Raw genomic sequence first — 23494 nt, forward strand, 5'->3', positions numbered from 1 at the left:
GTCCCAAGAAAACGAGACATAAACGGAGACCACCATGCTGTTCGCCATTCACGCTCTCGACCGCGACGGCGCGCTGCCGACCCGGCTCGCGAATTACGATGCCCACAAGGCTTTCCTGAGCGACACCTCCCGCTTCGGCGTCAAGATCGTGATGTCGGGACCGCTGGTCTCCGACGACGGCGAGAGGATGATCGGCAGCCTGTTCCTGATCGAGGCAGCGGGCCGTGACGACGTCGAGGCCTTCAACCGAGCCGATCCGTTTGCGGCGGCCGGCATCTGGGACAAGGTCACGATCACCGGCTTCCTGCGCCGCCAAGGTTGAAGGCCGCTAAACAAAAAACGCGAAAACAACCCCATGCACAGTAGAACGATGTTGTTTTTGCACATGAATTTTCGTCGTAGACGTCTTTGACTCGTCGGGCAAAACAGGAGCAGAGTGGCATCATCGCCCGATTGTCGCGCCTACGCCTCGATCCAGAGGATTGCCGCCGGCCCAACGGCTAGCCGCTCGCCACCGCTGCACTACCTTCGAGATGACAGGCCACCCACTGCTCGGGTCCAGCCGCACGCAATGTCGGCTCCTCGGTCCGGCAGCGATCGAACACGAGCGGGCAACGGGTGTGGAAGCGGCACCCGCTCGGCGGGTTGATCGGGCTCGGCACGTCGCCCTTGAGGATGATCGGATTGCGCTGGGCCCCCGGCTCCGGCAGCGGGACCGCCGAGAGCAGCGCCTTGGTGTAAGGATGCTTTGGCGCGGCGAAGATCTCGTAGCGCGGCGCCACCTCGACGATCTTGCCGAGATACATCACCGCGACGCGATGGGTCATGTGCTCGACGATCGCGAGGTCATGGCTGATGAACAGCAGTGCCAGGCCGAACTCGCGCTGGAGATCCTGCAGCAGATTGACGATCTGGGCCTTGACCGAGACATCGAGCGCCGAGACCGCCTCGTCGCAGACGATCAGCTCGGGCTCGGCGGCGAGCGCCCGCGCGATGCCGATGCGCTGGCGCTGGCCACCGGAGAATTCGTGCGGCCTGCGGTTCAGCGCCTCGCGCGGCAGGCGCACGGTATCCATCAGCGCCGTCACCCGGGTTTCGAGATCGATCGCGGATTTGGCGAGGCCGAAATTGCGGATCGGCTCAGCCAGGATGTCGCGCACGCGCATGCGCGGATTGAGGCTCGAGAACGGATCCTGGAACACCACCTGCACGCGGCGGCGCATCTGGCGCATCGTGCTCGGATGGGCGTCGTCGATGCGCTGGCCGTCGAGGATGACCTGGCCTGCCGTGATGTCGAACAGGCGCAGAATGGCGCGGCCGACCGTCGATTTGCCGCAGCCGGATTCGCCGACCAGCGAGAGCGTCTCGCCGCGCGCGATCTCGAACGACACGCCGTCCACCGCATAGACCCATTCAGACTTGCGGCTGAACAGGCCCTTTTTGACCGGGAAGTGCTTCTTGAGGTCGTTGACCTGGAGCAATGGGGGACTCATGCCGCGACCGCTCCCTTGGCCGCATAGTGGCAGGCCGCGACGTGACGTGGCCCCTTCTCTTCGAGCCCCGGCGCGTACTGCCGGCAGAGATCGGTCGCGAGCGCGCAACGGCCGGCGAAGACGCAGCCGACGATGGGCTTGCGCAGATCAGGCACCTGCCCGGGAATCTCTGCCAGCCGCCTCGCGGTGCCGGTTAGCGACGAGCCGAGCCGCGGCACTGCACCGAGCAGACCCTGCGTATAGGGATGACGCGGCGATCGGAACAGGTCCGCCACCGGCGCTTCCTCGACCTTGCGGCCGGCATACATGACCATGACGCGCTCCGCGATTTCGGCGACCACGCCGAGATCGTGGGTGATCAGGATGATCGCCGCGCCAACCCGGTGCTTGAGGTCCAGCATCAGCTTCAGGATCTGCGCCTGGATCGTCACGTCGAGCGCGGTGGTCGGCTCGTCCGCAATGAGAAGCTTTGGATTGCAGGCGAGTGCAATGGCGATCATGACGCGCTGGCGCATGCCGCCGGAAAGCTGATGCGGATATTCGCGCACGCGACGCTTCGGCTCGGGAATGCCGACCAGAATCAACATCTCGATGGCGTGCGCCTCCGCGGCCTCCTTGTCGAGGCCCTGGTGGATCATCAGCGTTTCGCGGATTTGACGCCCGACGGTCAGCACCGGGTTGAGGCTGGTCATCGGCTCCTGAAAAATCATCGAGATGTCGTTGCCGCGGATCGCGCGCATCTCGCGATCCGACATTTGCAACAGGTCCTTGCCCGCGAAGCGGATGCTGCCGGCGATCCTGCCCGGCGGTTCCGGGATCAGCCGCATCAGCGACATGGAGGTCACCGACTTGCCGCAACCGGACTCACCGACGATGGCGAGGGTCTCGCCCTCGTTGACATGGAACGACACGCCTTCCACCGCGCGGTTGATGCCGCTGGGCGTGCGGAAGTGCGTTTGCAAATTCTCGACTTCGAGCAGTGCCATCGCGATCAGTCCCTCACCTTCAGAGGCTCTTGGCCATGCGCGGATCGAGCGCATCGCGAAGGCCGTCGCCGAGCAGGTTGACGGCGAGCACGGTGACGGACAAGAAGGCCGCCGGAAAGAACACAATGTAGGGCTTGACCTGCCACAGCGCCCGCCCCTCGGCCATGATGTTGCCCCAGGACGGAATGGTCGGCGGCGTCCCCGCGCCGATGAAGGACAAGATCGCCTCCGTGATCATCGCACTGGCGCAAATGTAAGTCGCCTGGATCAGCATCGGCGCCAGCGTGTTGGGCAGGATGTGGCGCAGGATGATCATCGGTGTGCGCGTGCCGCAGGCTACCGCCGCATCCACGTAAGGCTGCTCGCGCAGCGACAGCACCACACTACGGACAAGACGGGAAACCCGCGGTATCTCGGCAACGGTAATCGCCAGAATGACGTTTCCGACGCTGCCGCGTGTCAGCGCCATCAGCGCGATCGCCAGCAGGATCGGCGGGATCGACATCAGGCCGTCCATGAAGCGCATCAGGATGCCGTCGGCCCAGCGGATGAAGCCGGAGACGATGCCGATGGCGAGACCGGCCGCGGAGGCGAAGATCGCAACGGACAAGCCGACCGTGAGGGAGACCCGTGCGCCGAACAGCACGCGCGAATAGATGTCGCGGCCGAGAACGTCGGTGCCAAACCAGTAAAGCGCCGACGGCGCGCGGGTCCGCTTGGCCGGCGCAAGTGCGGTCGGATCCACCGTTCCAAGATAAGGCGCAAAGATCGCGATCAGGACGAGCAACAGCAGCAACATGCCGCCGATGGCAACGGTGGGATGGCCGCGCAGCAGCCCGATGAAGCCGCGCCGGATCGTGACCGGCCGGAGGATCTCGGGCAGTTGCGGCGCGAGGACGAAGCCCGCCGGCAGCGCTTGCGGATTGACGGTCGTGTCGGTCAATAGCGGATCCTCGGGTCAACGAGCGTATAAATGACGTCGATCATCAGATTGACGAGGACGTAGACGAAGCTGAACAGCAGCACGATGCCCTGGATGACGGGATAGTCGCGGCGCAGGATCGCGTCGATGGTGAGCCGGCCGAGTCCGGGAATCGCGAACACGCTCTCCGTGACGACCGCGCCGCCGATCAGGAGCGCGATGCCGATCCCGATCACCGTGACGATCGGCACCGCCGCGTTCTTCAGCGCGTGGACGAACAGGATGCCGCCCTGCCCGAGCCCCTTGGCGCGCGCGGTGCGGATATAATCCTGCTGCAACACTTCGAGCATGGTGGCGCGCGTGATACGCGCGATCAGTGCGATGTAGACACAGCCGAGTGCGATCGACGGCAGGATCAGGTTTTGCAGCCAGGGCCAGAAGCCTTGAGCGAGCGGCGTATAGCCCTGCACGGGAAGCCATTCGAGCTCCAGCGCGAAGACGTAGGCGAGGACATAGCCGACGACGAAGACCGGCAGGGAAAAGCCGAACACGGCAAAGGCCATGATGGCCCGGTCGATCAGGCTTCCCGCCTTCCACGCCGCCAGCACCCCGAGCGGCACCGCGACCACGATCGTGAGCAGGAGCGTGACCATCATCAGCGACAGCGTCGGGCCGAGACGCTGCCCGATCATCGTCGAGACCGGCAGATTGGTGAAGATCGAGGTGCCGAGATCGCCGTGCAGAATGCGCCAGACCCAGCTGCCGAACTGGATCAGGAAGGGTCGATCGAGGCCGAGGCTCTGACGAATGCGCTCCACATCCTCCGGACTTGCCTGATCGCCTGCGATCACCACGGCGGGATCACCCGGCGCGATGTAGAGCAGGCTGAACACGAACAGCGCGACGATCGCCATCACGGGCAAGGTCGAGGCGATACGCCGGAGGATGTAGGAGAGCATCTGGCTTCAGCGCAGGGTCATGCGGATTTCGACACGCCCCAGAAGAACGGCAGCGGCCCTTTCGTGATGCCGGAGACGTTCTTGCGCCAGGCCGTGTAGCTGAGGAAGAAGCCGGTTGGCGCGTAGACGACGTCCTCGAGCGCGACCTTGTTGAGGCGAGCGACCGCGGCCTTCTCCTCGTCGAGGTTCTTGGCCTCGAACCAGGACGTGACCTCCTTTTCCGTGCCGGGGCTGTTCGGCCAGCCGAACCAGGCCTTGTCGCCGTTGGCGCGAATGGCGGTGTAGGGCGCCGGATTGATGCAGTCCGAACCCGCATGCCAGGTGTGGAACATGTTCCAGCCGCCCTGTCCGGGGGGAGTCTTCTGCGCGCGGCGGGAGCCGACCGTGCCCCAATCGGTCGCGACGAAGTCGACATTCATGCCGAGCTTCTTTAGGAGATCGGCGGTCACATCGCCGAACGCCTTGGTGATCGGCTGGTCCTGCGCCACGAGGCACGTCACCGGCTGGCCGGAATAGCCGCTCTCGGCAAGCAGCTTCTTGGCAGCGTCGAGATCGCGCTTGCCCTTCAGGACCTCGCCGCCCGCCTCGGTGTAGAGCGGCGTATCGGGCGTGAAGTAGCCCGGCAGCGGCTTCCACAGCGAATTGTCGTCGCCCACGAGCGCGCGCATATAGTCTTCCTGGCTCATCGCCATCAGCACCGCGCGCCGCGCCCGCACGTCGTTGAAGGGCGGGTACAGGAAGTTCATGCGGAACGAGCCGACATTGCCGAGCGGATCGCCGATGTCGACGCTGATGTTCTTGTTCTTCTTCAGGATCGGGACGAGGTCCGCGATCGGGTTCTCCCACCAGTCGATCTCGCCGTTTTGCAACGCGGCCGCGGCGGTCGCCGGATCGGGCATCACGATCCATTCGACGCGGTCGAGCAGCATCTGCTTGCCGCCGGCGAGCCACGACGCCTTCTCCTGCCGCGGCACATAATCGGCGAATTTTTCGAACACTGCTTTCGCACCGGGGACCCACTCACTCTTGGTGAACTTCATCGGCCCCGAGCCGACATAATCGCCGATCTGCTTGAACGGGTCGGTCTGCGCAATGCGCTCCGGCATGATGAAGGCGCAAGGCGAATTGTTCTTGCCGAGCGCATAGAGCATCTTCGGGAACGGCTGCTTCAGCACCCATTTGAAGGTACGATCGTCGACAGCAGTGAGCTCCTGCTGCAGTGCCTTGAGCATCAGCCCCATCGGATCGCGCGCCGCCCAGCGTGTGAGACTCGCAACGACGTCCTTGCTCCGAACCGGCTCGCCGTCGTGGAATTTGAGCCCCGGCCGCAGTTTGAACGTCCAGGTGGTGCCATCGTCGGTCACTTCCTCGGACTCGACCATCTGCCGCTGCGGCTGCAGCGAGGAATCGACGCCGTAGAGCGTATCCCAGACCAGCGCGGCGGCATTGCGCACGACATATTGCGTGCCCCAGATCGGGTCGAAATTGGCGAGGTTTGCTTGCGGCACGAAGCGCAGGGTGCGCGCGGAGGCGCCTTGTGCGATCGCCGGGGCCGAAAGGCCGCTCAACGCCAGACCGCCCGCGCCGGCAAGTCCCTTCAATACGGTCCTGCGATCCATGAAATCCTCCCAATAGTGCCGTGATGCCGGCCATCGTTGGCCAAGAACAGGTGAAACCAGAGCTCATTGGCGTGCAAATGGTATGCCACTCCGCACCTTCGTCAGCGGGATATCCGCACCATCTGGGCCGGTCGCGCACCTCAAAGCGCAGCCGCCAGTACCGGCCCGGTCTCGATATGCGGGATCGCCTCGACCAGCTTGCGCGTGTAGTCGGTCTTGGGATTGTCGAACAGCGCCCGGCTCTCGCCCTGCTCCACGATGCCGCCATTGCGCAGCACGATGGTGCGGTCGCAGAGCATCCGCACCACGTTGAGATCGTGGCTGACGAACAGCAGCGCAATGTCGTTCTCGCGCCGCAGGCGATCGAGCAGTTGCAGCACCACCGCCTGAACGGAGACGTCGAGCGCAGCGGTCGGCTCGTCCAGCACCAGGAGCCGCGGTCGGCAGGCGATGGCGCGGGCGATGCCGACGCGCGCCTTCTGGCCGCCGGAGAGCTGATGCGGAAAGCGCGGCAACAGATCCAGCGGCAGCCCCACACGCTCCGCGCAGTCTTCCACCCGCTTGCGCAGTGCATCGCCCCCACGCATACGATCGAGCCGCATCAGGGGATGGGCGATGCAATCGAAGGCGGTGAAGCGCGGGTTGAGGCTCTCGTTCGGGTCCTGGAACACCATCTGGATGTCTTTGCGGAACTGCGAGCGATGAAAGTCGCGCGACGCCACGTGGCCGATCGACTGCCCGTCGAACACGATCTCGCCCTCGCTCGGATCGATCAGGCGGCAAATCATGCGTGACGTCGTGCTCTTGCCGGAGCCGGATTCGCCGACGAGGCCGACACTCTCGCCGCCGGCCATCGTCATCGAGAAGTCCGCCACCGCCGCAGCACCCTCGTCGAAGCGTTTTGCGAGCTTGCGCACTTCCAGCAGCGGCGGAGTCCCGTGAACGGGCTCCTGCCTCGGCCTGCTGACGACAGCCGCGTAGCCTTCCCGCTCCTCTTCCGTCACGAGGTCTGCGATCCCGGAGGTCGCGGTCGGCGACGCCGCCACCAGACGCCTAGTATAGGCGTGCTGCGGCGCGCCGAACAGTGTCCTGGGGCTTGCCTCTTCGACGATGCGGCCGCGTTCCATCACGGCGATACGGCGGCAATATCGCGCCGCTAACCCGAGATCGTGCGTGATCAGGATCGTCGCCATGCCGCGCGCAGCGGCAATCTCCGCCAGGAGGTCCATCACCACCTTCTGCGTGGTGACGTCGAGTCCGGTCGTCGGCTCATCGGCGATCAAGAGCGCGGGATTGCAGGAGATCGCAATCGCGATCATGACGCGCTGGCACATGCCGCCGGAGAGTTCGTGCGGATAGGCGTTCATCCGCGTCTCGGGGTCGCGGATCTGGACGGCGCGCAACAGCTCCAGCGCCTCGGCGCGAGCGGCGTCCTTCGATATCCGCTTATGCGTGAGAATCGCGTCCGCAATCTGTAAGCCGATCGCGCGGATCGGATTGAGCGCCGCACGCGGGTTCTGGAAGATCATCGACATCGCGGCGCCCTGGAGCTGACGGAGATCATCGCCCCTGAGTTTTGTGACGTCCTGGCCGCGAAACAGGATTCTTCCGCCAGTGACGCGCCCGGCCGCATCGAGCAGCCGCGTCGTCGCAAAACCGGTCACCGACTTGCCCGATCCGCTTTCGCCGACGAGGCCAAGCATCTCGCCGGCTTCGACCGTGAGCGTGACCCCGCGGACGGCCTCGACCAGTCCACGCCGGGTTGAGAACGAGACGTGGAGATTGTCGATCTCGAGGAGAGTTTCGCTCATGTGCGCATGCGCGGATCGAGAATGTCCCGCATCCCGTCGCCGAGAAGGTTGAAGCACAGCACGGCCATCATCAACGCAAGGCCCGGAAAGGCCACCAGCCACCACCGCCCAGTCGAGATGAAGCGGGCGCCTTCCGCGACCATGATGCCCCATTCCGGTGTCGGCGGCTTGACGCCAAGGCCGATGAAGGACAGGCCGGCTGCGTTCAGGATCGCCCAGCCGAGATTGAGCGAGATCTGCACGGCCATCGCCGGCAGGATGTTCGGCAACAGGAAGCGCAGCACCACCGAGAAATGGCTCTCGCCGCAGGAACGCGCCGCCTCCACCCAGCCGACATTGCGCCGGACGTTGACCTCGGCGCGCGCGAAGCGGATGTAGAACGGAAGATTGATGATCGCGGTCGCGATCACGATGTTCTCGATCCGGTTGCCGAGCGCCGCAACCATCGCCATCGCCAGCACGAACAGCGGAAAGGCCATCATGACGTCGACGAAGCGGCCGACCGAGCGATCGAGCCTGCCGCCGGCATAGCCGCAGAAGGAACCGACGACGGCGCCGATCACGAAGGAGATGCCGACCGCCGAGACCGCGATGGCAAGGTCGAGGCGGGCCGCAACGACGAGGCGGCTGAACACGTCGCGCCCGAGCTGGTCGGTGCCGGCGAGATGCGCCGCACTCGGCGGCTGCAAGGCTTCCGAGACATTGGAGACGACGGGATCATAGGGCACGAGCCAGGGTCCGAAGATCGCGACCAGGACAAACAGGAGGACACCGGCCGCGGCGACCCCGGTCAGCGGGTTGCCGCGCAAAATCCAGACCGAATGGCGGAGGGTTGCGCTCGTCATCCGATCGACACCCTGGGATCGGCGATGCCGTAGCAGATGTCGACGACCAGATTGACCAGCACGAAGATGCCAGCCATCAGCAGCACAAAACCCTGCACCGGCGCATAATCGGACGACAGCAGCGCATCGAGCGCATAGGAGGCGACGCCCGGCCAGGAGAACACCTTCTCCACCAGGACATTCGCGCCAAGCATGGTCGAGAACACGATGCCGGCAATGGTGATGACGGGAAGGATCGCATTGCGTAGCGCATAGGTGACGACGACCTTCTGCCAGGACAATCCGACCGAGCGCGCGGTGCGCACGAAATCGCTGCCGAGCGAGACCAGCATCGACGCACGGGTAATCCGCGCCAGCGGCGCGATGACGAACAGGGCCATGCTCACTGCCGGCAGGATCAACTGCTTGCAGGCCGCCCACCAGCCCTCGATGTCGCCCGCGAGCAGGAAATCGACCGACAGAAACCCGGTGCGCTGCGGCGGCAGCGAGGTGAAGACGTCGATCCGCCCGGTCGGATCAGGCGCAAGACCGAGCAGATAATAGAACACATAGATCAGCAGCAGGCCCGAGACGAAGGTCGGCACGCAGACGCCGAGCGCACAGAACAGCCGCACGCCGTGATCGACCAGCGATCCCGGCTTCAAGGCTGCAACCACGCCGAGCGGCACCGCCGCGATCAGCGCGATCAGGAGCGCCGTGAAGGTGAGTTCGAGCGAGGCCGGCAGCCGTTCGCGCAGATCCTTGAGCACCGGTTGTCCCGTCATCATGGAGCGGCCGAGATTGCCTCGGCCGATATCGGACAGATAGAACACGAGCTGCTCCGGCACCGACTTATCGAGCCCCATCTGCTTGCGGATCTGCTCGATCTCCTCCTTGCCGGCATTGGGCCCCGAGGCGAAGAACACCGCGGGATCTCCGGGGAGGACCCGCATCAGGAGAAAGGTGAAGACCAGCACGCCGAACAAGGCCGGCAGCGACGACAGAAGTCGCCTCGCCGCCCGCGTCACGGTCGCACCAAGACCGGTCATCACCTTTCAGAGCTCCTCCAATTTTGCGGACATCATTTGCGGCTGACGTCGCGATAATCGACCTGACGGTGGAACTCGTAGGTATAGCCCTCGATCGACGACGCCATCACGGCGTCCTGGTTCGGCTGCCACAGCGGGATCTGCGGCATCTCGCTGAAATGGATCGCATTGAGCTTGCGGCCATCCTCCTCGTACTTGGCCTTGTCGGGCTCGAAGCGCGCTTCCTGCGCGATCGTCGCCAGCTCCGGATTGTTGATCGAGCTGTAATTCCAGCGCTGATTGCCGGTGTAGAAGTTGCGGTAGAAGTAATCGGTCGAGGGCAGCCAGGCGACAATGCCTTCCGTGAACAAGGGCAGCTTCTTCTCGTTGATCTGCGTCGACATCTGCGCATCCGGCAGCTTCTGGATGTCGACCTTGATCCCGATCTTGGCAAGCGATTCCTTCACGAGAGCCGCCATAGGCTCCGCGGTCGAGGCCTGGCCGACGTTGAAACTGAAGGTGGTCGAAAAACCCTCCGGGAGGCCAGCGGCCTTCAGATATTCCCTCGCCTTGTCCAGATCGGTCTTCACCGGCGCCTGGAACGGATAGATCCCGTTCAGCGGCTTGCCATCGGGCCAAGTCGCACCGAACAGCGGGGCACCGCGGCCGAACAGGGCAGCCTTGAACATGTCCTCATAGGGCAGCGCGAAGGCGATAGCACGTCGGACATTGACGTTGTCGAACGGCGGGATCTGGTTGTTCATCGAGACGAAGGTGATCGAATTGTATTGCGGCGTCGAGACCACCTTGAGCTTGCCCTTGGCCTCGAGCGACTGCACGTCGCTGGCCTGGAGATCGACGACGAGATCGGCGTCGCCGCGCTCGACCAGATTGGCGCGGGTCGCGGGCTCCGGCACGGACTGCACGATCACGCGCTTGAAGAACGCCGGCTTGTCGGGCGAGCCGCGGTTCCAGTCCTCGTTCCGCTTGATGATCACCTGCTCGCCAGGCTTGAAGCTCTCGATCACATAGGCACCGCTGCCGGCGGTGTGCTCCTTCAGCCAGGCGGTGGCCCAGGGATCCTCCGGGGTCGCATGCTCCTTGGCGACCTTCGAGTTGATGATCAGCGGGTAGACCGTCGCGAGATTCGGCAGCGCGAGCTTGTCGGGCTTCGGCAGCGTCACTTCGATCGTGAGGGGATCGATCACCTTGAACTGGTCAGCGGACGTCAGCGATCCCGTCAGCAATTGCGCCTTGCCGAGGATCGGCGCGGTGACGCAGCGATCGAGCGACCATTTGACGTCCTCGGCAGTCACGGGCGAGCCGTCCTGGAACTTGGCATCCTTGCGCAGACGGAACGTCAGCTTCAGTCCGTCCGGGCTGACCTCGTAGGATTCGGCGAGTTCGCCGGTGATCTTGTCGAGATCGAACACCCATTTGCCGTTGAGCTGCTTGCGGCCGAACGCGACAAGGCGGTCGTAGGTGCTCATGCTCAGCGCGAAGGATTCGCGCGTCGAGCCCGGGATGTTGGGATCGAGCGTGTTGACGGACGCGCCGGTGACATAGCGCAAGGTCTCCGCCCTGGTTTGCGCTTGCGAAGGCGCAGTGGCGACGAGCAACAACGCGGTGGTGGCGAGCACGGAGGATGCCGATCTGAAAGACACAAAACGCATTCGTTTTCCCCAAAATTTTCGACAGGAACGCCAGCAGGACAGGTTAAGAAAGAAGCAAGTTGCGCGCCAGTCTCATGATGCGCTCTTGTGGACGCTTTGTCGCGGCTGCGCATGGACGATCATCGCGATTCCTCCATTTTTCGCGCTGGCCGCGTGACCACGGCCTGCGGCACGTCATAGGCGCGGAGCGAGGCCCAGTGCCGTTCCACATCGGCGCGGAACAGGCCGCGCGTCAGGCCATTCACCAGCTTCGGCACCGCGGTCGTCATCGCGTTGATCGACGATCCCGACGGGCCAAAACTCATGGTGGAGGCGATGGCGAAGAGATGGATATTCGAGATCCACGACGTCTCGCCCGCGACACGCTCGGTGAAGGCGTAGTCGTCGGCAAGATAGGGAAAGCGGCCGAGCCGCGCGTTGCGCTCGCTCTCCGGGGGCTGGTAGCGGTCGGCCCAGGTTGCGATATTGCCGGCAAATGCGAACAGCTCGCCACGGCCGGCAAAGTTCATGTCGATGCCGGTGCCGCAGATGACGAAATCCGCTGCGATGATGCCGCGCGGCGTCTGCAATTCCACGCCACGATCGGTCTCGCCGGCCGCCTCGATCGGCGCGCCCTCCTGCAATGTGAAATTGGCGTGACGTGCGCAGCGATCGTAAGTGGCCTGCGGAAAGCCTTCGCGCATCTCGAGGATGGCGCGCATGAAGCGCCAGCGCCAGGCATCATCGAGATCGCTGAGATGGCGCAGGAAGCCACGAAAGGTCAGCCAGCGATAGGGCTGGATCAACTGGATCTGCGCACGACGACACAGCAGATGCACTTCCGCTGCGCCCGCTTCCAGCGCGGTTGCCGCATTGTCGAAGGCAGATGCGCCGGCGCCGATCACGGCGACGCGCTTGCCGCGAAGACTTTCGAAATCGATGTCGTCGGCGACGGTTGCGACCGAGCTCACGGGCAGATGGCTCAGCGGCTCGGGGATCATCCAGTTCCCCATCCCCTCCTGTCCCGTCGCCAGCACGATCTTGCGCGCATGGAGCGTCTCGACTCCATCGCCACGTTTCACGCGTGCGGCGAGCAAACCATCTGCCGCGGGCCGGATTTCCAAGAGCTCGCAGCCGTTGCGCACGGGCAGGCCGATCGTGCGCCGCAACCAAAGCAGATACTCAGCCCAATGCCCGCGCGGGATCAGGTCGAGTGTCTGCCAGCTCTCCTTGCCGAAACGGGCCTCATGCCAGGACTGATAGGTCAGGCTGGGGATGTCGAGGTCAGGTCCCGTATAGTCCTTCGGGCTGCGCAGCGTCGGCATGCGAGCATAGGTGAGCCATGGGCCTTCCATCCCCTCCTCGGCCTTGTCCAGCAGCAGGATGTTGCTGACGCGGGAGCGCATCAGGCCGAAGCCGATGGCGATGCCGGATTGGCCGGCGCCGATCACGAGCACATCCAGCGCCGGTTTGCCGTCCGGTCCCGTCTTCGGTTCGAGCCAGGCGGCACCAGGATGCGCGATCCGCGCGAGATCGGCGCGCACGTTCATTTCGAGCTCTGTCAGCGCATCACTCATGCCGCGAGCCAGCCTCCGTCGACCACCATCACGGTGCCGGTGGTAAACGAGGACGCATCGCTGGCGAGATGCAGCGCCGCTTGCGCGATCTCCTCGGCTTGGCCGAACCGTTTCATGGCATGGCGGTTGCGGGAGGTTTCCCGCACCTCGTCCGCATTGGCGTGACGGGCAAAGCTGCGGCGAAGCATCGGCGTGTCGATCGCGCCGGGCGCGATGGCGTTGACGCGAATGCCGTCCGCCGCGAAATCTACCGCCATGGTCCGGGTCAGGCTGACGATCGCGCCCTTGGCGGCGATATAGGCGCTGTTGCCCTTGCCGCCGGCAATCGCAAGCTGCGACGCCAGCGTGATGATCGAACCGCCCTTCTGCCGCTGCATCTGAGGCACGGCGGCCCGCGCCCACAGCCAGGTGCCGCCGACATTGGTGCGGAACACCGCGTCCCAATCGGCGGGGTCCGTCGTCAGCACGGTGCCGCCGCAGGAAAATCCCGCGGCGGTCATCAGGACATCGAGCCGGCCGTGTCGCGCCACGACATCGCCGACGACGGTCTCGGCGAAACCGGCATCGCCGACGTCGCCGACATGGGTCGTTGCCTCGCCCACCAAGCTCAACGTTTCCTGAAGGCCCGCAGGATCGCGATCGACCAGAGCGAGATCCGCGCCCTCTTCCGCGAACAGCATTGCACTGGCGCGGCCGATGCCCGAACCCGCTCCCGTGATGATGGCCGTGCGCCCTTGCAGCCGCATCAGAGACTCTCCTTGTGCTGCGTCCACCAGGCGCTCATGGCTGCGGCGGACTCGATACACCCGAACCGCGCACGCCAACCGAATTCCTCAGCCATCCGCGCGACCGACAGCGGCGCGCGATCTCCACCGTGCAGCTTGATGAACGTCTTCTCTCCCGGTGCCGCCAGCCGGCATTGCAGGCCGGGATGCAACGCCGCAAAGGTCTCGCCCCATTGCAGCGCGGACCACGTTCCCCCGCTGGAGATGTTGTAGAGCCGATGGCGCGGTCGCTCGGCTTCGATCAGCACGGCAACGGCTTCTGCTGCGTCCGGCGCGTAGGTCCAATCCTTGATACCAGGCGCAGGGAGGAGGGCCGGCTCGCCGCGCGCGAATTCGGCGAGAATCTGGAACTGAAGACTCGGCGTTTCGCGCACCTTCCCGATCCGTTCCCACGGACCGAACACGGCGCTTAAACGCACACTGAGAAAGTCACCATCCCACAACTCGGCGAGCCGAGCCACCGATCGTTCCGAGGCGAATTTGCTAATCGCGTAGAAAGAGACGGGATCGCAGGGCGTCTCCTCGTCCAGCACCGCATGACGCTGCCCCGCAGCGCCATAAGCGGAAGCGGATGAGAGATTAATCACGCGCCGAGTGCCACGGCGGACCGCCGCGCTCAAGATCGGGATCTGAGCCATCACGTTGATCTCGAGGATACTCGAGGTGGTGGTTCGTTCGAGGTGATCCCCGGCGGTTATGGCGGCGCCAAGGACGATCGTATCAAACCTCTGCTTTAGAAGCGCGTCGATCCTTTCGATGTCGGTGATCTCGCCCTGAACAACCGTACACCGCTCACCATAGTCGGCAAACGATCGCTCCGCTCCCGCCGGCAATTGCTTGCGGTCATAGAGCGTCACGTCATGCCCGCGCGCGAGCAGCGCCTCCGCAACATTGAGGCCGACAAAGCCGGTGCCGCCGAAGATGACGATCTTCATCGCGCGCGATCCGCCGTCACAGCAGTTTTGCCCCGAAATTCCGTTCCGGATCCATATCGGCGACGAGCCGCCCCGTCGGCTTGGCCGCCTCGCCTCCGCTGCGTGCCAGGAATTGGCCGCTGCCGGGGCTCGCGAGGCACTTGTTGCCGTCGATGATCACCCGCCCGCGCGACAGCACCGACACCGGCCAACCCTTCAGCTTGCGGCCTGCGAACGGCGTGTAGCCGGCGAGATCGTGCATCATCTCGTCGGCGATCACGGTCTCGCGATCGGGATCCCAGATCGCTATATCGGCATCAGCGCCGACCGCGATCGAGCCCTTGCGCGGATGCAGATTGTAGATCTTGGCCGGCGCGGTCGCCGTCAGCTCGACGAACTTTTCCAGGCCCAGCCGTCCTTTCGACACCATCGCGTCGAACAGCAGCGGCAGCCGCAGCTCCAGTCCCGGCAGGCCGTTCGCGACCTGCTTGAAATTGGGATTGGGACCGGCGCGCAGCTTGCCGGTCTCGTCGTAACGATACGGCGCGTGATCCGACGAGATGGTCTGGAGATCGCCGAGCGACAGCGCCTGCCACAACGCGTCCTGGTCGGCATGCGTGCGCGGCGGCGGGCTGCACATCCACTTGGCGCCTTCCGCCCCGGGCTTGTCGAGATCGCCTGCCGTCAGGAACAGATATTGCGGACAGGTCTCGGCAAACACCTTCAGCCCCTGCCCGCGCGCATCCCTGATGACCTTGGCGCCTTCGGCGGTCGAGACATGGAAGATCATGATGGGCTGATCGATCAGCGCCGCCATGCCGATCAGCCGGGTGAAGGCCTCCGCCTCCGATACCCGGGCATGGCTGACGGCGTGGTATTTCGGCATCGTGTAGCCGCGCGCTAGCAGGCGCTTCACCATCCAGGCGATGATGCCGTGGTTTTCGGCGTGCGCGCACAGCATCGCGCCCGACTGGCGCGCGGCAAGAAGGATGTCCAGCAGCGGCTCGTCGTCGACCTTGAGCCGGTCATAGGTCATGAAAATCTTGATCGAGCCATGGCCCTGCTTCACCAGCGCCGGAATGTGCTCCTCGACCGTTTCTTTGGTGGCATCGGCGATGATCATGTGAAAGGCGTAGTCGATCACGGCGCCCTTCTTCGCCAGCGCGTGATAATCCTCCACCACCTGCGGCAGCTTCATGCCGACGTGCTGGGCGGCAAACGGGATCACCGTGGTGGTGCCGCCGAAGGCGGCGGAGACGGTCGCGCTCTCGAACGTGTCGGCGTTCATGATGCCGGCAGCGGACAATTGCTCGATATGGGCGTGGCTGTCGACGCCGCCGGGCAGCACGAGCTTGCCGCGCGCGTCGATCTCGCGCTTCGCCGCCGGAAGCCCGCGGCCGATTGCCGCGATGGTCTCGCCGGAGATGGCGACATCGGCTTCAAAGACATCGGTCGTGGTAGCAACGCGCCCACCGCGAATGATCAGATCGTAAGCGGGTTCAGTCATGAGGCACTCCATGATAGGCTCAAGCCAAGTGATCGCAATTTTGCAGGAAGACCAGCATGTCCCGACCGCGCATCCTCGTCATCAATCCAAATTCCAACCCTGCGGTCACGCAAGGGCTGGAGGACGCGCTGAAGCCGCTCGGTTTCGAGGGCGGGCCGGAGCTGGTCTGCCAGACCCTGGCCGAGGGACCGTTCGGCATTGAAAGCCAGGCTGATGTCGATGGCGTCGCCATGCCGCTGCGCCGGTTGGTCGAGGGCGACAACAGCTCGGCTGCTTTTGTCATCGCCTGCTACAGCGATCCCGGGCTTCAGGTCTGCCGCGAAGGCACCGATCGCCCGGTGTTTGGCATCGCCGAGTGCGGCGTGCTGACCGCGCTGGCCCGTGCGGAAACGTTTGGCGTCATCGCGATCGCCCAGCGCTCGATCCCACGTCACATGCGCTATCTCAGGCAGATGGGACTGACCGAACGTCTCGCCGGCGAGCGGCCGCTCAACATGAGCGTCGCGGAAACTGCCTCGGGGGAAGGCACGCTCGCCAGGATGATTGAGGTCGGCCGCGCGCTGCGCGACGAGGACGGCGCCCGCGCCATCGTGATGGGCTGCGCCGGCATGGCGCGCCATCGCCATCCCCTCGAAGACGCGCTCGGCATTGCCGTGATTGACCCGACACAGGCGGCCGTCACGATGGCGCTGGGTACGGTGCAGTTCTCGAACCACTAGGCGTCCTTCAGCTCTTTGGCGTCCTGCCGCGCGAGCCATTGCGCGTGGCTCTCGCGGACAAGCGCAAACGTATCCCGCTGCGTCGTGTAGAGATTGCCGAACATGCGGCCGATCGGCCGGTAGGCGTCGAGATCGACATACATGTTGGCCTCGTCGACGAGGCCCTCGCGGGCGTGAATCCGGAGCACTTCGCCGACCAGCAGTTCGCGATCGGGCGAGAAGCTCAGCGCGATATGACGCCGGCATTCGAGCGCAAAGGGCGCCGCGGCGAGGCGCGGCACCTTCACGTCGATTGAGGGAAGCGTCGCCAGGCCTGCCGCAGCGACCTCGCTGTCGCCGGACGGAAAATCGACCGCGCAGTCGTTCATCGCCACCGACAGCGCCTCGTCCACCATGTGAACCACGAATTCGCCGTCGCGATGGATGTTGCGGGTGGTGTCCTTCGGGCTGTGATCCGGCTTGTGCTGGAGACCGAGCACGATCAGCGCCGGGCTCTCCGAGAACACGTTGAAGAAGCTGAATGGCGCGGCGTTGACCGCCCCGTTCGCATCGAGCGTCGTCACCAGCGCAATCGGCCGTGGCACCACCACGCCGCAGAGCAGCTTGTAGCGGTCGCGTGGATCGAGCTCGCGCAGGGGAATACCTGATGTGCCCTTGTCCGCCATCGACGTCACTTCTCCGGCGGCGGCACTGCGCCCGTTCGGCTGGTGATCAGCCCGTAATGCTCGATACGGCGATGCTGCGCGAAATTGAAGATCGTGGTCTTGCCGAAGGTGGTGGCGTCGAGGTCGCAGGCGTGGACCAGCAGCTCGTCGTCCTCCGTCTTCGCTTCGGCGACGATTTCGCCATTGGGATCAACGATGAGGCTACCGCCGAACAGCGGGTGTCCGTCCTCGTTGCCGGCCTTGGCCACCGCGACGACCCAGGTCGCGTTCTGATAGGCGCCTGCCTGCGCGGAGAGGCGGTTGTGAAACAGGCGTTTCTCGACGCCCTCATCGCTCCTCTCCGCATTCACGGACGGCGTGTTGTAGCCGATCAGCACCATCTCGACGCCTTGCAAGCCCATGACGCGATAGGTCTCGGGCCAGCGCCGGTCGTTGCAGATGGCCATGCCGATGATGCCGCCCAGCTCGCGCCAGACGTTGAAGCCGAGATCGCCCGGCTCGAAATAGCGCTTCTCCAGATGCTGGTGCGAGCGCTTGGTGTCGTATTCCACATGGCCGGGCAAATGGATCTTGCGATATTTTCCGACGATCTTGCCGGACTTGTCGGTGAGAACAGCAGTGTTGAAATGATGCCCGTCCGGCGTCAGCTCCGCATAGCCGAAATTCATCGCCATCTGATGCTGCGCCGCGCGCTCGAACAACGGCCGGGTCGCCGCATTGGGCATCTCGCGCTCAAACCAATTGTCGAACTCGGCCCGGTCCTCCACATACCAGCGCGGGAAGAAGGTCGTGAGCGCCAGTTCCGGATAGACGATCAGGTCGGCGCCCTTGCTTTTGGCCTCATCCATCAGCGCAATCATACGCTTGACCACGGCCTCGCGGCTGTCGGCTTTCTGAATCGGACCCATCTGGGCGGCGGCAACATTGACGATACGCATCGGCGATTTCCTGGTGATGTCTCGAGCTAAGCTACAGTTCAATCACGTGCCGGCGCGCGCAGCATAACGCAGCATCGCCCGGACTTTCCAGCCGGTGGCTGCCGATCGGCACAGTGTGCGTTGCGCGATGCACCATCATGTCTGCTCTTCATCCGCAACATCGAGACCGTGGTCCAGCGCGTCCAGAAGCAGCCCGGCCTCATGCTCGGAGATCACGAGCGGCGGTGCGAGGAACAGCGAGGTCTGCTCGCCGCTGGTGCCGATCACGGCGCCTGCCTCCAGGGCCCGCTCCGCGACGCGCGAGGCGATCGGCACCTCGGTAGTGTCAGCGTGCCAGGAGCGCCAGTCCGGCCCGTGCAGCTCCACGGTCCAGTGCAGCCCCTGCCCGGCCACGCGCTGCACGCTCGGATGCTTTTGCGCGATGACGAGCAGACGGCGGGTGAACAGCTTTTCGAGGTTCTTCACGTGCTCAAGAATCTTCTCTTCGCTGACGACCTTGAGATAGGCGCTAACGGCGGCCATGCTGATAGGATGCCCGCGCAACGTGCCGTAATTCTGCCAGCTCGTGCCCTTGAGCCGTTCGACGATATCTTTCGACACCACCACCGCGGCAACCGCCGCCGCGCCGCCGCCGAGCGATTTTCCGAGCGTCACGATGTCAGGGCGGCTTTCGGCACCCTCGAACGCGAACCAGCGCCCGGCGCGGCCCGCACCGGTCACCACTTCGTCGGCGATCCAGTACGAGCCGGCCTGCCGCGCGCACCGCGCCACCTCGTCCTGATAGGCACCGTCGTAATAGATGCCGCCTTGCGTGTAGTCGATGATGGTTGCGGCCGTGTCCGAAAGCAGGTGCGTGGCATCCGCCAGATATTCACTGGGCGGGGTGTTGTTGGGCGGCGCGCCATAGATCGCGCCGTGTGGTGCCGGCAATATCCGCACGGGCGCCATCGGCGCCGGCAGCTTCGAGCCGCCTGAGTGCACCGCGAGGCCGCCATGCCATTGCGGCTGCACGGTCATGCTGCGCGACAGGCCGGTGATGCCGTGATAGGCGCGCTCGCGCGTCGCCAGCGCAGACCGCTGCGTCAACGCCTGGCAAAGTGACAGCGCCATGTCGTTGGCCTCGCTGCCGCTGATGCAGAAGCGCACCGCGCCGACCCAATCCTCTTCGCCACGGAACGCGGTGGCCATCAAATCGTCAGCGGCCTGCTCGCGGCCGACCCAGGTCCACCCCTCGTTCACGACCGGCGTATCCGCGGCGCGGCGGATCGCCTCGACCATCGCAGGATGACGGTGTCCGAGGCCGCCGCCGGTGTTGCTGCCGTCGATGAGCTTGCGGCCGTCTGACAGATGAAAATAGACGCCCTCGCCACCGATCACGGCCATGGGCGCGCAGTCGCCGGCATTCAGCCCGGTTCGCAACAATCTGCTCATTGCAATCCCTTCATTCCGCAGCCTCGACGCCGTAGCCACCGCCGCCGCAGGTCTCGATCGTGACGAGATCGCCTTGCTGCAGCACCAGGTTCGACTTGCCGTCGATCGCGACGCTCGCGTCCTGCCTGATCAGCGAGATGCGGCAGGTCTTGCCGGGCTCGCCGCCCTGCATGCCGAACGGCGCGATCACCATGCGCTCGATGCAGGTGGTCAAATGCATCGACGGCGCCAGGATGCGATAGGTACGGATGACGCCGTCTCCACCGCGATGCGCGCCGGCGCCGCCGGACTGCCAGCGAATGGCCTGCTGCTCGACTTGAATCGCGTAATTCGCCTCGATCACCTCGACCGGCGTGTTCGAGGTGTTGGACAGATGCACCCGCGTCGCCGAGATGCCGTCTCGATCGTGCCGCGCGCCCTCGCCACCGCCGTGGACCTCGTAGAGCATCTTCCACGAACCGTTCTGTCGCGGTTCGGCGAAGAAGAGGACGCCCGCCGTGGTCGCCCCGCCGGCCGACAGACGTTCGGGGATCGTATTCTGCATCGCGCGAAAAATCGCATCGACGATGCGCATCGAGGTCTCGTGGTTGCCGGCCGCGACCGAGGCATTCCACCCCGGCTCCAGGATCGAGCCCGGGCGCGTGATGATGGTCAGCGGCCGCAATGCGCCCGCGTTCTGGTGCATGTCGCGCCCGCTCATGATGCGCGCGGCATAGGCCACCGCCGAACGCGCCATGAACGGGGTCGTGTTGCAGAAATTCGAGACGCGGTCGCAGCTTCCCGAGAGGTCGAAGGTCGCTTCGTCGCCGGCAATGGTGATCTTGACATGAATGCGCGCAGGCGCGTTGTTGACGCCGCCGTCGTCCAGATAATCCTCGCCCTCGTAGACGCCATCCGGCAGATCGCGCAGCGCCTCGCGCATCTCGATTTCGGAGAGATCGTGCAGGCGCGACTGCACCGCCGTGAAGACCGCCTTGCCGTGCTCGCGACAGAGCTCGACGATGCGCTTCTCGCCGGCTTTCGTTGCGGCGATCTGGGCGAGAAGATCGCCCTCGCAGGATTCGGGATCCCGAACATTGGCCTTGAGCAGCTGCACGATCGGCGTATTGACGCCGGCTGCAGTAGCAATCAGAACCGGCGGAATGCGCATCGCCTCCTGGAAGGTGTCGATGGCTTTCGCAAAATAGCTGCCGGGCCAGGTGCCGCCGATATCGGGCCAATGCGCGAGGCTGACCGCGAACGCGACGATCTCGCCATCGACGAAGACGGGCCGCACGACCTTGACGTCGTTGAGATGATTGCCGCCGAGCGGGCCGACATTGTAGATCAGTGCGTCGCCGTCGTTCAGGCTGTCGCGCGGCACCACTTTCAGCAATTCGAGGACCGTATAGGCCATCGCGCCGAGATGGATCGGGATGTCGCGGCCCTGCCCGACCAGGTCGCCGCGGGCGCCCGTGATCGCCGACGACAGGTCGCCGGCCTCGCGCAGCAGCGGCGAGCGCGCCGAGCGCGTCATCACCAGGCTCATCTCCTCGGCCGCGGCCGAGAGCCCGTGCCTGATGACCTCGACGACGAACGGATCGAGCTTCATGAGGCCCCCCGCGTCAGGGACAGATTGCCTGAAACATCCGGCCTCGCCTGCCAGCCGGGCGGGACCACCACGGTCGACCATGCGTCTTCGATGATGGCCGGGCCGCTGACGATCTCGGTCAGCGAGGCGCGATCGATGATGCTTGTGGCAATGTCGTGAAAGCCGTCAAACGAGCAGATGCGCTCGCCGACCGTCCTGACCGCGACGGCCGGCCGGCTCACGACGGTCGTCGACGGACGGCGTGCCTGCACCCGCACGGATTCGATGACGCAGCTCTCGCCCGTCGCATAGCCGAACAGCTCGTGGTGCCGGGCCAGAAAGTCCTTCTTCAGCGTGATGACGTCGAGCGGTCGCGCGAACGGCACCGCAATGGCGTCGTTCTGCGCCGCGTAGCGCATCAAGGCCACCAGCTCGATCTGAATCTCGGTCGCGGCAACGCCATTGGCGATCAGCGGCGCCGACGCATCGTCGATCAGCACCCGGATCCGCTCCGACACACGGGCGAGGTCGATGCCGTCGAGCGCCGCGCGCAGGGTTTGCTGCTGGAGGAAGCTGAAATCGGCGGTGAGACAGCCCAGCGCCGAAAACGCACTCGATGCACTGGGAACGACGACCTCGACAATCCCGTAGAGATCGGCAAGGCCCGCGGCGTGCATCGGGCCGCCACCGCCGAAGGCAAGCAGCGTGCAATCGCGTCCGTCGATGCCCCGCTCGACCGTGACGCGGCGGAGCGCACGCGCCATTGTCGCATTCGCGACCTTGATGATGCCGAGCGCGGTTTCGGTCAGGCTCAGCCCCAGAGCGCGCGCGATCGGCGCGATGACATCAGTCGCTGCCTTGATGTCGATTCCGATCCGGTCGCCAAGTTTGGTGTCGGGATTGAGATAGCCCAGCACGGCGTTGGCGTCGGTGATGGTCGGCTTGGTACCGCCGCGGCCGTAGCAGGCCGGTCCCGGCTCGGAGCCGGCGCTTTCCGGCCCGACCGTCAGGCCACCGGGGCCGTTGCGAACGATCGATCCGCCGCCCGCCCCGATCGAATGAACCGCGAGCATCGGCTGGCGCAGCGGCTTGTCGCCGAGCATGCGGCCGTCCGTCATCTCGGCCTGGCCGTCGACGATCAGGCAGACGTCGGTCGTGGTGCCGCCCATGTCGAACGTCAGCATCCGCGACGTGCCGAGCTGACGCGCGATGCTGACGGATGCGGAGACGCCGGCCGCGGGGCCCGACATCGCCATCACCAGCGGCCGCCGCTTCACCGCCGCGATCGGGACCATGGCACCGGCCGAATGAAACACCTGCAGGCCCGGGCCGATCGGCAGCCGCTGCTCCAGCTCGCTGAGATATTCCACCGCGATCGGCATGGCGGCCGCGTTGAACACGGTCGCCGAAGTCCGCTCGTATTCGCGCGCCTCGGGATTGACCTCGTGCGACAGCGAGACGTGGGCAACGACGCCCTTGAGGCGTTCGCCGAGCATTTTCTCGTGGACGGGATTGGCATAGGCGTGAAGCAGCGCGACCGCGACGCTCTGCACGCCGGTCGTTTTCAGCCATGCGACCAGGCGCTCGATCTCCGATTCCTCCAGCGCCTTTAGCACCCGGCCCTCATGATCGAGGCGCTCGGCGACGCCAAAACATCGTTCCGGCGGCACCAGCGGCGGCGATTTCGGCGGGATGTCGAGACGGTAGAGATCGCGGCGGCGATAGCGCGCGATCTCCAGCACGTCGGCAAAGCCTTCGGTCGCCACCAGCGCCACTTTCGGCAGCCTGCCCTCGACGATGGCATTGGTCACGCGCGTGGTGCCGTGGACGAAGCGCCTGACCTCGCTCTTGCGCAGGCCCACCGCCTTGATCGCCTCCAGCATCGCCTGAACCGGAGCCTGCGGGCGTGATGGCACTTTCGCGATCCGCGCCTCCGCGGGGGAGCGCCGGATTGCGATGATGTCGGTGAAGGTGCCACCGATATCGGTGCCGACCTCCCAGTGATTTTCGTCGGTGCTCATTTGGCGTCAGCTGCGGACGACGTTTGAACCGGACGCCGGGTGCTTCCCGTCCATCGCCAGGTTCAATCGCAAT

20 protein-coding genes are annotated in these 23494 nt (G+C 65.0%); 2 read left to right on the forward strand and 18 right to left on the reverse strand.

Annotation, left to right across the window (positions count from 1 at the left end; all coding sequences use genetic code 11):
- The first annotated feature begins 34 nt into the window (after positions 1–34).
- Complete coding sequence (locus AC0L21_RS03590; RefSeq protein WP_473258163.1) at positions 35–322, forward strand: YciI family protein; 288 nt, start codon at positions 35–37, stop codon at positions 320–322.
- A 178-nt stretch (positions 323–500) separates the two neighbouring features.
- Here AC0L21_RS03590 and AC0L21_RS03595 read toward each other — a convergent pair whose 3' ends face one another.
- The 13 genes from AC0L21_RS03595 to hydA all read right to left on the reverse strand — a co-directional run bounded on the left by AC0L21_RS03595 (position 501) and on the right by hydA (position 16077).
- Positions 501–1493: an ABC transporter ATP-binding protein gene (locus AC0L21_RS03595; RefSeq protein WP_473258165.1), complete on the reverse strand. Its 993-nt coding sequence runs from the start codon at positions 1491–1493 to the stop codon at positions 501–503.
- On the reverse strand, positions 1490–2479 hold the full coding sequence (locus tag AC0L21_RS03600; RefSeq protein WP_473258167.1) for an ABC transporter ATP-binding protein: 990 nt from the start codon (positions 2477–2479) through the stop codon (positions 1490–1492). Before AC0L21_RS03600 ends, AC0L21_RS03595 begins: the two co-directional genes overlap by 4 nt.
- 19 nt (positions 2480–2498) lie before the next feature.
- A complete protein-coding gene (locus AC0L21_RS03605; protein WP_473258169.1) occupies positions 2499–3422 on the reverse strand; it encodes an ABC transporter permease in 924 nt (307 codons plus the stop codon).
- Complete coding sequence (locus AC0L21_RS03610; RefSeq protein ID WP_473258171.1) at positions 3419–4360, reverse strand: ABC transporter permease; 942 nt, start codon at positions 4358–4360, stop codon at positions 3419–3421. Before AC0L21_RS03610 ends, AC0L21_RS03605 begins: the two co-directional genes overlap by 4 nt.
- Before the next feature lie 17 nt (positions 4361–4377).
- The gene (locus tag AC0L21_RS03615) at positions 4378–5979 is read right to left on the reverse strand and encodes an ABC transporter substrate-binding protein (RefSeq protein ID WP_473258173.1); all 1602 of its coding nucleotides are present in this window, start codon (positions 5977–5979) and stop codon (positions 4378–4380) included.
- Positions 5980–6119: 140 nt separating this feature from the next.
- Positions 6120–7790 (reverse strand): nickel ABC transporter ATP-binding protein NikE, encoded by a 1671-nt coding sequence (gene nikE, locus AC0L21_RS03620; protein WP_473258175.1) that lies wholly within the window; start codon positions 7788–7790, stop codon positions 6120–6122.
- Positions 7787–8635 carry an ABC transporter permease gene (locus AC0L21_RS03625; protein WP_007608569.1) on the reverse strand — a complete coding sequence of 283 codons (849 nt, stop codon included), beginning with the start codon at positions 8633–8635 and terminating at the stop codon, positions 7787–7789. Before AC0L21_RS03625 ends, nikE begins: the two co-directional genes overlap by 4 nt.
- On the reverse strand, positions 8632–9666 hold the full coding sequence (locus AC0L21_RS03630) for an ABC transporter permease (RefSeq protein WP_473258177.1): 1035 nt from the start codon (positions 9664–9666) through the stop codon (positions 8632–8634). The genes AC0L21_RS03625 and AC0L21_RS03630 overlap by 4 nt, the downstream gene beginning before the upstream one ends.
- A 29-nt stretch (positions 9667–9695) precedes the next feature.
- Entirely contained in the window at positions 9696–11315 is a 1620-nt protein-coding gene (locus AC0L21_RS03635; protein ID WP_473258179.1) for an ABC transporter substrate-binding protein, read from the reverse strand.
- A gap of 119 nt (positions 11316–11434) precedes the next feature.
- Positions 11435–12871, reverse strand: coding sequence for an NAD(P)-binding domain-containing protein (locus AC0L21_RS03640; protein WP_473258182.1), 1437 nt, complete (start codon positions 12869–12871; stop codon positions 11435–11437).
- Positions 12868–13617, reverse strand: a complete 750-nt coding sequence (locus tag AC0L21_RS03645) for an SDR family oxidoreductase (protein WP_473258185.1) — start codon at positions 13615–13617, stop codon at positions 12868–12870. The genes AC0L21_RS03640 and AC0L21_RS03645 overlap by 4 nt, the downstream gene beginning before the upstream one ends.
- Positions 13617–14591 carry an NAD-dependent epimerase/dehydratase family protein gene (locus AC0L21_RS03650; RefSeq protein WP_473258188.1) on the reverse strand — a complete coding sequence of 325 codons (975 nt, stop codon included), beginning with the start codon at positions 14589–14591 and terminating at the stop codon, positions 13617–13619. Before AC0L21_RS03650 ends, AC0L21_RS03645 begins: the two co-directional genes overlap by 1 nt.
- A gap of 16 nt (positions 14592–14607) precedes the next feature.
- Positions 14608–16077: a dihydropyrimidinase gene (gene hydA / locus AC0L21_RS03655; RefSeq protein ID WP_473258191.1), complete on the reverse strand. Its 1470-nt coding sequence runs from the start codon at positions 16075–16077 to the stop codon at positions 14608–14610.
- 56 nt (positions 16078–16133) lie between these two features.
- Here hydA and AC0L21_RS03660 point away from each other — a divergent pair, with 56 nt between their 5' ends.
- Positions 16134–16796 carry an aspartate/glutamate racemase family protein gene (locus AC0L21_RS03660; RefSeq protein WP_473258195.1) on the forward strand — a complete coding sequence of 221 codons (663 nt, stop codon included), beginning with the start codon at positions 16134–16136 and terminating at the stop codon, positions 16794–16796.
- On the opposite strand, the gene AC0L21_RS03665 is transcribed toward AC0L21_RS03660, so the two are convergent.
- The 5 genes from AC0L21_RS03665 to AC0L21_RS03685 form a co-directional block, all read right to left on the reverse strand.
- Positions 16793–17461: a flavin reductase family protein gene (locus AC0L21_RS03665; RefSeq protein ID WP_473258198.1), complete on the reverse strand. Its 669-nt coding sequence runs from the start codon at positions 17459–17461 to the stop codon at positions 16793–16795. The two genes, AC0L21_RS03660 and AC0L21_RS03665, sit on opposite strands and share 4 nt — an antisense overlap.
- Positions 17462–17466: 5 nt before the next feature.
- Positions 17467–18399 (reverse strand): N-carbamoyl-D-amino-acid hydrolase, encoded by a 933-nt coding sequence (locus tag AC0L21_RS03670; protein ID WP_473258200.1) that lies wholly within the window; start codon positions 18397–18399, stop codon positions 17467–17469.
- A 135-nt stretch (positions 18400–18534) separates the two neighbouring features.
- Complete coding sequence (locus tag AC0L21_RS03675; protein WP_473258202.1) at positions 18535–19830, reverse strand: aminotransferase class III-fold pyridoxal phosphate-dependent enzyme; 1296 nt, start codon at positions 19828–19830, stop codon at positions 18535–18537.
- Positions 19831–19840: 10 nt separating this feature from the next.
- The gene (locus tag AC0L21_RS03680) at positions 19841–21421 is read right to left on the reverse strand and encodes a hydantoinase B/oxoprolinase family protein (RefSeq protein ID WP_473258205.1); all 1581 of its coding nucleotides are present in this window, start codon (positions 21419–21421) and stop codon (positions 19841–19843) included.
- A complete protein-coding gene (locus tag AC0L21_RS03685; protein ID WP_473258207.1) occupies positions 21418–23421 on the reverse strand; it encodes a hydantoinase/oxoprolinase family protein in 2004 nt (667 codons plus the stop codon). The genes AC0L21_RS03680 and AC0L21_RS03685 overlap by 4 nt, the downstream gene beginning before the upstream one ends.
- Positions 23422–23494 lie beyond the last annotated feature (73 nt).

Source organism: Bradyrhizobium sp. WSM4873, assembly GCF_055811355.1.

Coding starts and splice junctions, on each gene's coding strand:
- AC0L21_RS03590 (WP_473258163.1), top strand. CDS start 35: ATGCTGTTCGCCATTCACGCTCTCGACCGCGACGGCGCGCTGCCGACC.
- AC0L21_RS03595 (WP_473258165.1), bottom strand. CDS start 1,493: ATGAGTCCCCCATTGCTCCAGGTCAACGACCTCAAGAAGCACTTCCCG.
- AC0L21_RS03640 (WP_473258182.1), bottom strand. CDS start 12,871: ATGAGTGATGCGCTGACAGAGCTCGAAATGAACGTGCGCGCCGATCTC.
- AC0L21_RS03660 (WP_473258195.1), top strand. CDS start 16,134: ATGTCCCGACCGCGCATCCTCGTCATCAATCCAAATTCCAACCCTGCG.
- AC0L21_RS03645 (WP_473258185.1), bottom strand. CDS start 13,617: ATGCGGCTGCAAGGGCGCACGGCCATCATCACGGGAGCGGGTTCGGGC.
- AC0L21_RS03680 (WP_473258205.1), bottom strand. CDS start 21,421: ATGAAGCTCGATCCGTTCGTCGTCGAGGTCATCAGGCACGGGCTCTCG.
- AC0L21_RS03670 (WP_473258200.1), bottom strand. CDS start 18,399: ATGCGTATCGTCAATGTTGCCGCCGCCCAGATGGGTCCGATTCAGAAA.
- nikE (WP_473258175.1), bottom strand. CDS start 7,790: ATGAGCGAAACTCTCCTCGAGATCGACAATCTCCACGTCTCGTTCTCA.
- AC0L21_RS03610 (WP_473258171.1), bottom strand. CDS start 4,360: ATGCTCTCCTACATCCTCCGGCGTATCGCCTCGACCTTGCCCGTGATG.
- hydA (WP_473258191.1), bottom strand. CDS start 16,077: ATGACTGAACCCGCTTACGATCTGATCATTCGCGGTGGGCGCGTTGCT.
- AC0L21_RS03685 (WP_473258207.1), bottom strand. CDS start 23,421: ATGAGCACCGACGAAAATCACTGGGAGGTCGGCACCGATATCGGTGGC.
- AC0L21_RS03665 (WP_473258198.1), bottom strand. CDS start 17,461: ATGGCGGACAAGGGCACATCAGGTATTCCCCTGCGCGAGCTCGATCCA.
- AC0L21_RS03625 (WP_007608569.1), bottom strand. CDS start 8,635: ATGACGAGCGCAACCCTCCGCCATTCGGTCTGGATTTTGCGCGGCAAC.
- AC0L21_RS03615 (WP_473258173.1), bottom strand. CDS start 5,979: ATGGATCGCAGGACCGTATTGAAGGGACTTGCCGGCGCGGGCGGTCTG.
- AC0L21_RS03600 (WP_473258167.1), bottom strand. CDS start 2,479: ATGGCACTGCTCGAAGTCGAGAATTTGCAAACGCACTTCCGCACGCCC.
- AC0L21_RS03675 (WP_473258202.1), bottom strand. CDS start 19,830: ATGAGCAGATTGTTGCGAACCGGGCTGAATGCCGGCGACTGCGCGCCC.
- AC0L21_RS03635 (WP_473258179.1), bottom strand. CDS start 11,315: ATGCGTTTTGTGTCTTTCAGATCGGCATCCTCCGTGCTCGCCACCACC.
- AC0L21_RS03650 (WP_473258188.1), bottom strand. CDS start 14,591: ATGAAGATCGTCATCTTCGGCGGCACCGGCTTTGTCGGCCTCAATGTT.